This window comes from Flavobacterium sp. HBTb2-11-1, from assembly GCF_009826975.1.
Classification (GTDB): Bacteria; Bacteroidota; Bacteroidia; order Flavobacteriales; family Flavobacteriaceae; genus Flavobacterium.
In genome coordinates this window covers 54,595-68,981 of record NZ_WUMO01000001.1, presented here as the reverse complement: position 1 = coordinate 68,981, position 14,387 = coordinate 54,595, and the positions used below count along the sequence as shown (strand labels likewise).

Annotated in this window: 14 protein-coding genes; 3 read left to right on the top strand and 11 right to left on the bottom strand. The window is 32.9% G+C overall.

Annotated features, from left to right (window positions below; genetic code table 11):
• Positions 1-22 precede the first annotated feature (22 nt).
• Together GR162_RS00335 and dusB are read left to right on the top strand one after the other, a co-directional pair.
• Positions 23-841, top strand: coding sequence for a toxin-antitoxin system YwqK family antitoxin (locus GR162_RS00335; protein ID WP_160780564.1), 819 nt, complete (start codon positions 23-25; stop codon positions 839-841).
• A 118-nt stretch (positions 842-959) separates the two neighbouring features.
• The gene (gene dusB / locus GR162_RS00330) at positions 960-1,952 is read left to right on the top strand and encodes a tRNA dihydrouridine synthase DusB (RefSeq protein WP_160780563.1); all 993 of its coding nucleotides are present in this window, start codon (positions 960-962) and stop codon (positions 1,950-1,952) included.
• Between the two features lie 54 nt (positions 1,953-2,006).
• Here dusB and GR162_RS00325 read toward each other — a convergent pair whose 3' ends face one another.
• The 3 genes from GR162_RS00325 to rbfA all read right to left on the bottom strand — a co-directional run bounded on the left by GR162_RS00325 (position 2,007) and on the right by rbfA (position 5,200).
• On the bottom strand, positions 2,007-3,434 hold the full coding sequence (locus GR162_RS00325; protein ID WP_160780562.1) for an MATE family efflux transporter: 1,428 nt from the start codon (positions 3,432-3,434) through the stop codon (positions 2,007-2,009).
• Between the two features lie 172 nt (positions 3,435-3,606).
• Complete coding sequence (locus GR162_RS00320) at positions 3,607-4,806, bottom strand: FtsX-like permease family protein (protein ID WP_160780561.1); 1,200 nt, start codon at positions 4,804-4,806, stop codon at positions 3,607-3,609.
• A gap of 1 nt (position 4,807) precedes the next feature.
• Positions 4,808-5,200 carry a 30S ribosome-binding factor RbfA gene (rbfA, locus tag GR162_RS00315; protein WP_008465852.1) on the bottom strand — a complete coding sequence of 131 codons (393 nt, stop codon included), beginning with the start codon at positions 5,198-5,200 and terminating at the stop codon, positions 4,808-4,810.
• 124 nt (positions 5,201-5,324) lie between these two features.
• On the opposite strand from rbfA, the gene GR162_RS00310 reads away from it, so the two are divergent.
• Positions 5,325-5,744: a CBS domain-containing protein gene (locus tag GR162_RS00310; RefSeq protein ID WP_160780560.1), complete on the top strand. Its 420-nt coding sequence runs from the start codon at positions 5,325-5,327 to the stop codon at positions 5,742-5,744.
• Positions 5,745-5,774: 30 nt separating this feature from the next.
• Here the strand turns inward: GR162_RS00310 and GR162_RS00305 are convergent, their stop codons facing one another.
• From GR162_RS00305 to atpG, 8 genes are all read right to left on the bottom strand, one after another.
• Positions 5,775-7,028, bottom strand: a complete 1,254-nt coding sequence (locus GR162_RS00305) for a murein hydrolase activator EnvC (protein WP_160780559.1) — start codon at positions 7,026-7,028, stop codon at positions 5,775-5,777.
• 24 nt (positions 7,029-7,052) lie between these two features.
• Positions 7,053-7,832, bottom strand: a complete 780-nt coding sequence (locus GR162_RS00300; protein WP_160780558.1) for a DUF4292 domain-containing protein — start codon at positions 7,830-7,832, stop codon at positions 7,053-7,055.
• 7 nt (positions 7,833-7,839) lie between these two features.
• Entirely contained in the window at positions 7,840-9,192 is a 1,353-nt protein-coding gene (locus GR162_RS00295; protein WP_160780557.1) for a lipopolysaccharide assembly protein LapB, read from the bottom strand.
• Between the two features lie 49 nt (positions 9,193-9,241).
• The gene (locus tag GR162_RS00290) at positions 9,242-10,258 is read right to left on the bottom strand and encodes a sugar phosphate nucleotidyltransferase (RefSeq protein ID WP_091129097.1); all 1,017 of its coding nucleotides are present in this window, start codon (positions 10,256-10,258) and stop codon (positions 9,242-9,244) included.
• Positions 10,259-10,315: 57 nt separating this feature from the next.
• Entirely contained in the window at positions 10,316-10,750 is a 435-nt protein-coding gene (gene dut / locus GR162_RS00285; RefSeq protein WP_008465845.1) for a dUTP diphosphatase, read from the bottom strand.
• A gap of 27 nt (positions 10,751-10,777) precedes the next feature.
• Positions 10,778-12,238, bottom strand: coding sequence for a lipopolysaccharide biosynthesis protein (locus GR162_RS00280; RefSeq protein WP_160780556.1), 1,461 nt, complete (start codon positions 12,236-12,238; stop codon positions 10,778-10,780).
• A 95-nt stretch (positions 12,239-12,333) separates the two neighbouring features.
• Complete coding sequence (locus GR162_RS00275; RefSeq protein WP_160780555.1) at positions 12,334-12,780, bottom strand: GNAT family N-acetyltransferase; 447 nt, start codon at positions 12,778-12,780, stop codon at positions 12,334-12,336.
• Between the two features lie 665 nt (positions 12,781-13,445).
• On the bottom strand, positions 13,446-14,306 hold the full coding sequence (atpG, locus tag GR162_RS00270; RefSeq protein WP_160780554.1) for an ATP synthase F1 subunit gamma: 861 nt from the start codon (positions 14,304-14,306) through the stop codon (positions 13,446-13,448).
• Positions 14,307-14,387 lie beyond the last annotated feature (81 nt).

Below are 14,387 nucleotides of genomic sequence, written 5' to 3'. Positions count from 1 at the left end.
AAGTAATTGAAACATTCAAAAAATGAAATTTTCAAAATTAATGCTAACAATACTTTTATTTTTTTTTGTGAAAATATATTCGCAACAAAAGTATATTGTTAATCACGAAAATGGGAAAATAAAAATGGAAAGCTATTTAAAGGAAAATACTCTTGATAGCATTTACAAAGAATATTATGATACCGGAATTTTAAAAACTGAGGGTATATATAAAAATTGCGAATATAAGACTAACCGTAAGAGCATACATATTGCTGGATGTGGAGTTGGAAGCGAATTGGATAATATTCGAATTGGAACAAAACATGGTATATGGAAAAATTATTATGAAAATGGAATCTTAAGCTATACTTCAAATTTTCACTGCGGTATTATACAAGGGAATGCTTTCTCCTATGACAATACTGGGAACCTGGAAACAATTGAATTCTATAATGAAGGAAAATTACTTTATTCTCAAGAATTTAATAAGATTGGAATTGTTGTTGAAACTTCAAATTATAAATATAATTTTCATAAACCGGAAAATTCTAAAAACATACATACTTTTAAATTTTATGACAATGGGGATTTAAAAAGTGAAAATATTATAGAGCAAGACAATGAAAAAGAAGATGAATTTTATAAGGAATACTATTCTAACGGTTTTTTAAAACTTGAAAAGCGTACTGTAAATGGAAATAAATTAGGTGTTTACAGAGAATATTATGAAAATGGAAATATAAAATATGAAGGAATCTTTAAAAATGATGTTCCCATAAAAAAACAATATTTCTATAATGAAAATGGAAATGTTCAGAAAGTTGAAATTTGGAAAAATGGCAAACTTATAAAATCCTAAACTACAATAATTTATATTCATTATTTAAAAACCTTTACATTTTTGTCACTTTGAACCTTTGAACCTCAATTTGGTACAAATTGAACTAAATGTTGTAATTTTGCAAAAAATTACGAAGATGGTCAAGATTGGCAACATAGAATTACCTGAATTTCCTTTATTACTGGCGCCGATGGAAGATGTAAGCGATCCGCCGTTTCGCAGATTATGCAAAACGCATGGAGCTGACATGATGTATTCTGAATTTATTTCATCGGAAGGATTAATTCGTGACGCTATAAAAAGCCGTATGAAGCTGGATATTTTTGATTACGAACGTCCTGTTGGAATTCAGATTTTTGGTGGCGATGAAGAAGCAATGGAAATGTCTTCTAAAATTGTTTCTACTGTAAAACCAGATTTAGTAGATATCAACTTTGGATGTCCTGTAAAAAAAGTAGTTTGCAGAGGTGCTGGTGCAGGAGTTTTAAAAGATGTTGATTTGATGGTTCGTTTGACAAAAGCGGTTATCAAAGGAACTGATTTGCCTGTTACGGTAAAAACCCGTTTAGGCTGGGACGAAAATTCAATCAATATTGATGAAGTTGCTGAAAGACTTCAAGATATTGGTGTGCAAGCTTTAACGATTCACGCCAGAACTCGTGCTCAAATGTACAAAGGCCATTCTGACTGGTCGCATATTGCACGCGTAAAAAACAACCCAAGAATTACGATGCCAATTTTTGGAAATGGCGATATTGACAGTCCAGAAAAAGCATTACACTATAAAAACGAATACGGAATTGACGGTATCATGATTGGCCGTGCTGCCATTGGTTATCCGTGGATTTTTAATGAAATCAAACACTATTTCAAAACTGGTGAGCACTTACCTGCTCCAACGGTTATTGATCGTGTTGAAGCGGCCAGAAATCATTTGCAATGGTCAATGGATTGGAAAGGCGAGCGTTTAGGAATTGTAGAAATGCGCCGTCATTATACCAATTATTTCAAAGGAATTCATTCGTTTAAAGAATTCAAACAAAAACTAGTTACCACTGATGCAGCTGAAGATTTATTCGCCATTATGAAAGAAATCGAACAGGTTTACGCAGGATATGAATTTGTTTAAAATATGAGATTTATAAGCAAAAAGACCTTCAAATTTGAAGGTCTTTTTTTTATCTTAAACTTGAACTCGTTTCCACTTTCCTCTTTTATAGAAAAAGATTCCAGCTAAAGTTATAGCGGTTTCAGCAACCGGAATGGCAATAAAAACTCCTGTTGGCCCCATATTAAAATGCTTTGCAAGCACAAAAGCTAACGGAATCTGGAACAGCCAAAAACCGAAGAAATTAATTCCTGTTGGTGTCCAGGTATCTCCTGCTCCATTGAAAGTGTTAATGAGAACCATTCCGATTCCGTAGAAAATAAATCCTACACTCATGATTTGCAAGGCCTCAATCGCAACGGTTTTGACATGTTCGTCATTCGTAAAAAATGAAATAATATATTGTCCAAGCCCCAAAGTAATAATCATAATTGTAGCCATGAAAATCACATTATATCTTGCCGTTGTATAAACCGATTTTTCTGCACGTTCAATTTGTTTAGCGCCTAAGTTTTGTCCGACCAAAGTTGCTGCAGCATTACTCAATCCCCAAGCTGGAAGAATAAAAAACATCATAATTCTCAATGCAGTCTGATATCCTGCCGAACCATGATCGCCTCCTGTTGTTGCAACTAATTGTGCTAAGAAAATCCAGCTGCAAGAGGCAATTACAAATTGTAAAATTCCTGGAGCGGCAATTTTTACTAAGGCTTTTATTTGTGTAAAATCTGGAACGAAATATGGAATCTTGATTTTTAGAACTCCATTTCCAAAAAACAAATGATACACTTGATATACAACCCCTATACTTCTTCCGAATGTAGTTGCCAAAGCAGCGCCGATTAATCCGAAAGCTGGAATTGGCCCAAGACCATTAATTAAAATCGGACATAAAATGATATTGCAAATATTGGCAATCCAGAGACTTTTCATAGCTATTGCAGCATTTCCTGCTCCGCGGAATATTCCGTTTATTAAAAACAAAAGCATAATGCATAAACTCGAACCAATCATAATTTGTGTAAATCGGAAACCATGTTCTGCCGATTCTATTGAAGAACCCATTAAAATTAAAATGTCTTTGGCATAAATAATTCCGAAAATGCTCAATAAGCTATTCACTGCAAAGGCGATAATTATGGCTTGCATTCCTGCTTTTGCAGCAGCGACGGGATCTTTTTCTCCAATACGTCTTGCTACGACTGCTGTTGCTGCCATGCTCATTCCGATGGCAAGCGAATAAATTACAGTCAATACCGATTCGGTCAAACCGACAGTCTGAATAGCAAAACTACTATGTTCCAAATGTCCGACGAAATACAGGTCGACAAGAGCAAAAACCGACTCCATCATCATTTCTAAAACCATCGGAATGGCCAATAGAATTACTGCTTTTTTAATACTCCCAGAAGTATAGTCAAAAGATTCATCGCCTTTTAAAGCCTGTTTAATTGTGGTAAAAATTTTGGAAATAAAACTTTCCTTTATAGATGTTTCTGTCATGATATTTTAGGATAAATGATAAAATTGGTCCAGATGTATCTTTAATCTGAACTAAAAAAGTAAAACGTAAGTATCCTAATTATTCTAAAAAATAAAATAGGATTAGGCAGAAACAATCATATGCTGTAGATTTTCAAGGCGGTAAATATAAGTAATATTTTTAAAGGAGAAATTAATCTAGTAATTTTTTACTTACTCGGCTGCTTGCAATTAGCGAAGCAATAAACCCTAAAGAGATAATTGTCGTCATTACGATGATAACATTTTCAACTGTAAAAACAACTGGATAGGCCAAGGTTGGCGTAATCATGATAAGTTCAAATTTCTGCTGTAATATCACGAGAATAATACCTAAAACAAGTCCGATCAAGCCACCAAAAACACTTAATAAAGTACCTTGAAGCAAAAATATTTTGCGTAGATCGCCAATGTCAGAGCCCAAATTGAAAAGGGTTTTAAGATTTCCTTTCTTTTCTAAAATCATCATAATCAATGCACCAATCAAATTAAAAAGTGCTACAATGATAACGAGAGTAAAAATCAGATAAACCGCGATGTTTTCGGTATTGAGCATTTTATACAAAGACTCGTTTAACTGTGCTCTATTTTTTAAAGTGATCTTATTTTTAAAAATAGAACTAAGTTTTGATTTTACAGCGCTTTCATCTGCATTTTCTTTTAATTTAAATTCTAATCCCGAGATTTGATTGTGCTTGTACATTAGCAATTCTTGCACTAAACCTAAATCTGCAAATACATATTTCGAATCTAAATCTTCGCTGATGGAGTAAATCCCAACTGGCAGAACATCGGTTTTATTGAATGCTTCTTCTGGATTTTCTATCCCTCCTTTTCCTGGCTTTGGAGCAAAAATTTGAAGTGGATTTTCAAAATCTAAAATTCCCATGGAGAAATTTTGAGCCAAACCATATCCAATTACAACCTGAAAACTATCCGGTTTTAGCCATTGACCATTAAAAAGTTTTTTCTTGATATCATTTACAACTGGATATAAACTGTCAACGCCCTTTAAATACGTAACTTGCTGTTTGTCTTTGAATAGAAACAAAACACGGTCTTCTATGATTTTGGTGTAAGAAGCAATACCCTCTACTTTTTTGATTTGATTTTCCTGATCGGGAGTAATTGAAAATGATTTTCCGTAAGTACTTGTCAATTTCAAATCAGGATCAATTTCGTTTGTAAACGAAAGACTGAAAACTTTTAATCCGCTGAAAACAGATAAAACAACAAACAAAGCCATTGTACCAACAATGATTCCCATGCTGGCAATACGGTTGATGATATTGATAGCATTGTTTTTACTGCTGCTAAAAATATAACGTTTGGCTATGTATAAAGGGAAATTCAAATTATGACTTTCTTCTTTTTTCTAAAAGATCACGGTTTTCTATTGGGTTTTCTTTTCCGGCAAGTGCATTGTCAATTTTCTCTATATAATCTAGAGAATCATCTATAAAGAACACCAAATTCGGAACACGGCGCAATTGCAAACGTACACGCTGTGCCAAATCATGTTTGATTAAATTTGAATTTGTTTTTATGGCTTCTAAAGTTTCTTTGGCTTTTTCTTGCGGAAAAATGCTTAAATATACTGTCGCTATAGATAAATCTGTAGTTACACTTACTTTGGATACTGAAATTACCAAGTTTGTAATTCCGTTTTTTCTCACTTCACCTTGCAAAATGTCAACCAGATCTTTCTGAAGAACACCGCCTATTTTTTTCTGTCTATTTGTTTCCATACTGCAAAAATACTAAAATTTAGTCGTATTACATGTTCTTTTAATTCTTTTAAAAGCTGATAAAGGTCATAGCGTTTGAGGGAATTATTCTACATATTTGATATAAATATAAAACTAATCTATCATGAAAAAAAGAGAACCAATTAGTCACATTATGACAAAAACTGTTGTGACTGCAAACGAAAAAGATGATCTTAAAACAGTAGTCGAAAAATTAAAAACAAATACGATTCATCATATTCCCATTGTAAGAGGCAAAGAAGTAATTGGAATCATCAGCCGAACGGATATTAACCGATTAACATTTGGAGCTTTATTTGAAGGTCAAGACAATGCCGATGAAGCTATACTAGAAATGCTGACTGTTCCTCAAGTAATGACTTCGAAACCAAAAACAGTTTCGTCTGACACTATAATAAGAGATTTAGCCGAAATTTTTGTAAAGGAAGATTTCCATGCGCTTCCTGTTGTTGATAATAGCGAACTTAAAGGTATTGTAACGACTACAGATGTTGTGAGATACTTCTTGGAACAATACGATTAAAAAAAGGGAGCCAAAAGCTCCCTTAATTTTTTATCTGCTTTGCAGCCATCCTTCCGGATTATTGTTTGATGTGTTTTGTAGAATCAGGAATTTAATAATTGTTTTTCCTGTATCTCCACTTGTTCTCACTCTTCCGATAGTTTGTTTAGTTGTCACTTTATCTCCCTGACTTACCGAAACCGAACTTAAATTTTGATATACGGTAAAATAGTCTCCATGCTGAATCACAACTGCTTTATTTACAGGCGATAATACAATAACTTTAGAAACTTCTCCAGCAAATACTGCTCTAGCGCTTGCGCCATTTTCGGTAGTAATCTCAACTCCAGAATTGTGAACTGTAATTGAAGGGTGAAGTGGATGTGGCTGATCTCCGTAACCAAGAGAAATAAATCCTTTCTCTACTGGCCAAGGCAGTCTTCCTCTATTTGCTTTAAAGTCAGCAGCTAGAATTTTATCTTCTGGTGTCAATGCAATTTTAGAAGAAGAAACTGGTGCTTTTGCTTCGCTAGAACCTGGATTTGCTTTTGCTCTTTCTGCAGCTGCTTTTCTATTGGCTTCCGCAATGGCTTCGCGAATTAAACGATCAATTTGTTTATCAATTCTTTTTGCTTCACTTTGTTTTGATCTAATATCGGCAGCAATTTTGTTTTTATCTTTTTTAAGCGAATTAACCAATTTCTGCTGTTCTTTTTTCTCTGCCTCAAGAGTAACTTTCTCTTTCTGATTTTCGGCAATTATCTTCTTTTTTATTTTTCTTTGCCCGTCCAGCTTAGCATTAAATTCAACTAATTGAGCTGTTTTTGACTGAATTTCAAGACCTTGATTTTTTCTGAAAGCAGTATATTGTTTTAAATACTGTGCTCTTTTATAAGCTTGCAAAAAACTTTCAGAAGATAAAATGAACATGGCACGACTCTGTTCAGAACGGCTTTTGTAGGATTTCAAAATCATCTCAGCATAATCTTCTTTTAGAACTTTTAGTTCTTTTTTAAGTTTATTTACCTGAACCTGATTAATGTACATGTCGTTGCTAATCAGCCTTTCCTGTTTTGCCGTAGTATTAATTAACTTCTCTTTTAGCTTAATTTTGTTTGCCTGAATTAAATATTCATTCACAGCAGATTTCTCTTTTTTTCGAACAGATTGCAACATCTTTTCGTTATCTCTTATTTCCTGCTGAATTTGGGCTTTACGCTGTTCCAGTTTTTCTTGCTGCGAATCTTGCGCCCATACAAATGTAGTGGCACAAACTAAAACTAGACTTAGAAGAAATTTTGGCATGTTTCTGTTTTTATTTTTGCAAATTTACTTAATTGTAACTTTTTTATAACCGCTTGGAACACTATACGGAAAAGAAAGTTCTTCATTAAATGAAATGTTGTTGTAATTTAAATTAATACTTGTTTTGCCTTTTGGCTGAACAGCATTGATTTCTATACTTGTCGGTAATACTCCCTGATCAAAATTTTTAGTGTCAGAATACGCTATTTGCAATGTTCTGTTTTCAGACGGCTGCGAAATCTCTTCTTTCTGGATTAAATATTTTTCTCCATCTAAGAAAAAGGTCTTTTTTAAATTGGCATCCTTTTCTTCATCAAATCTAAAAAGATTATCTACAATTGTCTGCGTATATTTTCCTTTTCTTAAATCGTCAAAAGCTTCTCCTATTAATAAATTTTGAACTTTAGAATAATCTAAATCTGTTCCCAACCATTTGCTTAAACTTGTAAAATCACCTTCATAATAAGTCCCGTTCATTTTTTCATAATAACTTACTGCAGAAGGTGTTATTAAAGCTTTAGCCATTGTGATTCCTAAGAAACGAACACTTATTAAAATCTGTTTGTCTTTTTCGATTCTAATTTCGGCAGTAACATTTTGGCTTTGTTTTTCATCAGCATATCTTGCACTCGCTTTTATGTACAAAGTCGAAAAATCTAATTTGTTGTCATAGTGCTTTTCGATTACTTTTTTGTCTTCTTTCTCTACAATAGTCTGGCCTGTATTTCCTTGCACTGCTACTGCTTTAGATTTGCATGAAATTACGGCAATAGACAATACTAGTATTGATATATATTTTTTCATCTAAATTTTATTTTTTCTTTTTTAATAATTCATTTGCCTTCAAAAAGTATTCCTCTTTTTTCTTTGCATCTCCCAATCCATTGTATGCCTCTCCTAATTGAATATTAAAATTTGATTCTAATTTTACGTCATCCACTACATAATCAAGACCCATTTCTAAGACGGTTTTTGCATTTTTAAATTGTTTCTGCTGATTGCTTCCTAAACCAGCATAATAATAAAACTGAGCCTGACTTGGATAAACTTCAATCAGCATCATGGCTCTTTTGGTCATTGGCTCGTATTGTTTTGCTTGGGCATAAGCTTCCAGCAATAGCATATTGGTTTCAAGATCTGTATCTGAATTGGCGCTTAAATCTTTTTCATAATATTTAATAGCATTTTCAAACTGTCCCTTGCTATGATAAAATTTTCCAATTTCTTTGGCCACATCTACATTCTTATCATTATCAAAATAAGAAATAGCTTTTTCTAAATCGGCAGCATACTGTGGATTTTTATTTACATAAATCAAAAACTCATTCAAAGTTCTATGTTTGATTTTTGAATCGATTTTTGAACTTGCTAAAATCACATTCATCGATTTTATAGCTTTATCTGCCTGATTGGCATCTAAGTAAGTTTTGAACAAACTTACCTGTCCCCATTCTGAATTTGGAATTTCTTTTGCCAGCTGTTTTGCTACTTCAAGCGATTTCTCATTTTCATTGTTTTTTGAATACAATAAAATAAGATTCAAATAATTGGATTCTTCTTTTGGATCTTTTTTAATCTGCTGAATTAGATTATCAATTTCAGCATTCTGATATTTTCCTTGGGATAAAATCTGAGCTTTATAAATTTCACGATCAGAAGATTTTCCGAACTTATCGTTCATTTCATTAATCGCTGTCAATGCCTTGTCATACTGATTGGTAATCATGTACAACGAAATCAAATCGTCTTTATATTCTTCGTCAAAAACAATTATTTTTTGAATAATTTCAATCGCCAAAGGATAGTTTTTTGTCTCGTAACTTACATCGTAAATTCCAAGCCAGAACCATTTATTTTTAGGATCAAGCTGTGCCGCTTTTTCAAAAGCAGTCTGTGCATTTTGATATTCTTTCAGCGCAAAATAGTTTTTTCCTAATTCAAAATAAGCAACTGCATCATTGGGTTTAAGTTTAATACATTTCTCCAATGATACAATAGCTTTATCATAATTTTCAATTCCTTTTTGTTTTAATGATTCATAAAATGAGTCTTGATATTCATCTGTTGCCATAGCAATATCCTCGGGTTCTGTCTGTGCAAAAACCGAAAATGGTGTGCTGAATAAAGCAAAAACCAATATTGTGAAAACTCTTTTTTTAATCATTTCTAAAAATTACCTTTTAAACAAAACGAAACTTTCTTAATTTTTTATTTTATTCTAAAACAGCGTAATCTCCAATACTGATGCTTGTAAATTTGCCATCGTAACTCACATGGTTTCCGATCATTGCATTATCTAAAGCAGCATTTTTAATTTGAGAATAAGTCTGAATCAAACTGTTTTTGATTGTACTGTCTGATACGTGGCATCCTTTTCCAAGCGAAACATTTGGACCGATCGTAGTATTTTTTAAAACCACATTTTCTCCAATATAACAAGGAGGAATAATTGTTGAATTTTCTAAAGTCACACCATAATCTACTAAATGCTCTCCGTCATTGTGAAGAAAACCAAGCATTCTTGTATTGGTTTCAACCGTAACATCCTTATTGCCGCAATCCATCCATTCATCAACGCTTCCAGTTTTAAAAACTTTTCCGTTTGCCATCATCGCTTTGATACCATCATTAATCTGGTATTCTCCACCATTCTGAATATTATTATCTAAAACATTTTGAAGTTCATTTCTTAAGATTCCAACTTCTTTAAAATAATAAATTCCGATAACGGCCAAGTCGCTAACAAATTCTTTTGGTTTCTCGACCAATTCTATAATTTCATTATTTTGGTTCAGCTTAACCACGCCAAAAGCTTCTGGCTGATCTACTTGTTTTACCCAAATTACAGCATCTGCTTCTGGATCTAATTCAAAATCTGCTCTAATTAAAGTATCTGCATAAGCAATTACAGCTGGACCAGAAAGAGATTCTTTGGCACACATAATAGCGTGTCCAGTTCCTAGTGGCTGATCTTGACGATAGATTGAAGCTTTTGCTCCTAATCCTTTTGCTAGATCTTCTAAACTTGCTACAACGTCATCTCCAAAGAAAGCCTCATCTCCTAAAATAAAAGCAACTTCTTCAATTGGTTCTTTTAATATTTTGGCAATATCTTCAACTAAACGGTGTACGATAGATTTTCCTGCAACTGGAATTAACGGCTTTGGAACCGTTAATGTATGAGGCCTCAATCTTGATCCTCGGCCTGCCATTGGCACAATTATTTTCATTATTTACTTGATTTTATGTGAAGATTAAAATCTTCGTTGGGTTTGGTCATCCTTTTTTTATTTCACTCCTGTGCTTCCAAAGCCTCCTTCACCTCTTGATGTCTCAGAAAGTGTTTCAACTTCAATCCATTCAGCTCTTTCGTGTTTTGCAATAATCAACTGCGCGATTCGTTCTCCATTTTCGATTACAAAATCGTCATTAGATAAATTTACTAAAATTACTCCGATTTCTCCTCTGTAATCTGCATCAACTGTTCCTGGCGAATTTAAAACTGTTACACCTTTTTTTGCAGCCAAGCCGCTTCTTGGTCTTACTTGTGCTTCATAACCGATTGGCAACTCGATAAAAAGTCCTGTTTTTACAATGGTTCTTTCTAAAGGTTTTAACGTGATAGGTTCTATAATATTGGCACGAAGATCCATTCCTGCAGAAGCAATCGTTTCGTAATTTGGTAAATCGTGCTGTGATTTATTGATAATTTGAATTTTCATTTTTGAATATAATTTTCTTAAAACGTCTTATTTTCTCTTCATTATTCCTTTTACGGTATCTTTTTCAAAATGATATACGAGATACATAAAAGCTAAAAGCAACGGAATTCCAACATAATATTTTTCTCTAAATCCGTAAAATGAGATTATTGAAAATAATATGGAAACGCCTAAATAAGCACCAATCTTGTTCATATCATAAGGAATCGGATAATATTTATTTCCTAAAACATAAGAAATAAGCATCATGCTTCCATAAGCTGAAATAGTTGCAATTGCAGATCCGTAATAGCTATATTTCGGAATTAATAGATAATTTAAAATCAAAGTTACAATGGCGCCCACAATAGATATGTATGCTCCAATTTGTGTTTTATCAGTAAGTTTATACCAAACCGATAAATTGTTGTAAATACCCAAAAAGAAATTTGCCAAAATAATGAGTGGCACGACTTTCATTGCTTCCCAATATGATTTGTTGTCTAATAACAAATATTTTAAAACGTCCGCAAAAACAATTACACCCAATAAAATCAACGATCCTAAAATCACAAAATACTTGGTAATAACGGCATAAGTCTGCGGTGCGTTTTCATTTTTTGCGTGGCTAAAAAAGAAAGGCTCAATTCCTAATCTGAAAGCTGTCGCAAAAAGAACCATAAATAATCCTAATTTGTAACACGCTGAATATGCTCCAACTTCAGATTTTGCTAAATTTTCAGGAAGTAAATAACCCAACAAGATTTTATCGAAATGTTCGTTGACAGCAAAAGCCAATCCAGCAACCAAAATTGGAAGTCCGTATTTCATCATTTTTTTCCAAAGCACTGGATCGAATTTTCTCCCAAGCGAAAGATAATTTGGAGAAAGCACAATAAATGTCGCCAAACTAGCTAGAAGGTTTGCAATGAAAATATACGCAATCTGGAAATTTTGCACATACAAATTATCCCAAATAGAATTCGGGTTTGAATCTGCCAATTTTGGAAGATACATTAGGAAAAATATATTCAGCAATAAGTTTATTACAACATTTCCAATTTTAATAGCGGCATAAACCATTGGCCTCTGATTTGCCCTAAGTTTTGAGAATGGAATTAAAACCAATGCATCTAAAACCAAAATCCAAATAGTATAGGTAATATATTGAACATCTACTTCAGCAAGATTTGCCAATGTGTTTCTAAAAATCAATCCAGCGAAAAGAAAAATTATAGAAGTCCAAAATATTGAAATGGTAGATGTTGCGATTACATTTTTCTTATCTTCTTCAGCACTGTAAAATCTAAAAAATGCAGTTTCCATTCCGTAAGAAAGAACCACATTAAAGAAAACCATCCAAGACAATACAATCGAAACTTCACCATACTCTGCTGTAGGCAAAATTCCAGTATATAATCTCACTAATAAAAAACTCAGCATTCTTGGTAAAACCGTAGCCAGTCCGTAAATTGCCGTTTGTTTGAATAGATTTTTATATAATCCCAAAATATAATTCTAATAATGTTTGTAAGACAAAAATAACCATTTCTTTTGTTTAATGGTGCTTTTGTTGATGCAATAAAGAAAACTTCTGATTGTTTTTAAACCGTTAACTTCTTTTCGTCCAAAATTTTTACAAAATGAAATCCTCTCGGAGCGTAACCCTGATTATAATAAAATCGATGAGCACCGAAATTTCCAGTAAATGCGTCCAAAACGATACTGCTGCAATTTAATTCGATAGCTTTTTTATCAACATAATCGGTAAGCATTTTCCCGATTCCTTTAGATCGATATTCTGGATTAACGACAAAATTGTCAATCTCAAGATATTTTCCTGTCCAAAGTTTTGTTGCCGACCAACAGCCTGTTAGACCCAGACAAATGTTATCTTCAAATACTGCAATTTGAATATAATTATGCGGAAGCATTTCAGCGAGAAATGTTTCATATTTTTCAAGAGAGAGATTGGGATATAAAAATCGAATCGTATGGATTTGAGCTACCATATCTTCAATGGTTCTAAGCTCTTTTATTTGTAAGGCCATTGTTTATAGAAATAGGATTCAAAAATACTTAAAATATAGACTAGGAGAACAGGTTTTTGCTCTTTGAAAATAAATTAAACTTAACAAAAAAAGAAAATCCTTGACATAAACTATTCTTAAAACACTTATATTAAGATAATTATGTATGATTTTTTAACACAACATGTGAAATATATAAAATAGAGATGAAAATTATGTAACATTTTTTTAACAGTCTTTTTTTAAATTTGTTACAAAGGGATTGGGAAAGCTAGATACAACCCTTCAAAAAAAGAAAGCACTGGGACTGATAAAGCTTGTTTGTTCCCATAAAAGACAAAGCATAAGGGATTGATTCAGCTGTATTGTAACCCTAATAAAAACAGAGCACTGGGACTGATAAAGCTTGTTTGTTCCCACAAAAGACAAAGCACAAGGGATTGATTCTGCTGTATTGTAACCCTCAAAAAAACAGAGCATTGGGATTAATAAAGCTAGTTTGTTCCCATGAAAGACAAAGCACACAGATTTAATCTGTCTATTTTTATAAAATGGTAGTGATTCTCAACTTAACTATAATTTGAGAATCACCATTTTATAAAAGTATTTTTAAAAAAGAATAAAACTTCCAATAAAAAAGAAAAGCCAGCATTAGCTGGCTTTCTTTTTATTTATTATGTAATAGATTATCCATTTAAAGCTTCTGCTCCACCAACGATTTCTAAAATCTCACTTGTAATCGCAGCTTGACGAGCTTTGTTATAAGTTAATTTCAATTGGTTTCTTAAAGCTGTTGCGTTATCTGTTGCTTTGTGCATAGCAGTCATACGTGCTCCATGCTCAGAGGCAAATGAATCGCGGATACCTTTATACAATTGTGTTTTTAAAGACTTTGGAATTAAAGCCAATACAATTTCTTCTTTTCCTGGTTCAAAAATATAATCTCCAGAAGCTGCAGCTTTATCAGTATTAATAGGAGCTAACGGTAAAAACTGTTCTACTTGAACAATTTGAGTTGCAGCATTTTTAAACTGATTGTAAACTAACTCAATTCTGTCATATTCTCCAGTTAAAAACTTTTGTGTCAAATCATCCGCAATTCCAGCAACATTTTCAAATGTCAAATGATCAAAAATTGCATTATGATGACCGTGAACTTTATGAGTTTTGCTTAAAGCATCACTTCCTTTTTTACCAATGGCAAAAACATCAACTTGCTTTCCAGCATAAAAATCAGTACGATTTTTAATCTCTTTAATAATATTTGAATTGAAAGCACCACATAAACCTCTGTTTGAAGTTACAGCTACTAACAATACTTTTTTTACTTCACGTTGTGTAGTGTAATCTCCTCCTACTTCACCTTCTAGTGTAGCAGAAAGATCTTGCAATAACTCCGTTAATTTCTCGGCATAAGGACGCATTGCAGTGATTGCATCTTGTGCTTTCTTAAGCTTTGCAGCAGAAACCATTTTCATAGCCGATGTAATCTGCATCGTCGATGAAACGGAAGTAATTCTATTACGGATTTCCTTTAAATTTGCCATCTATTGTAGTTGTTGGTTGTTAGTTGTTGGTTGTTAGTTACTTGGATAATTCCAAAAACAATCAACCAACAACCGTCAACT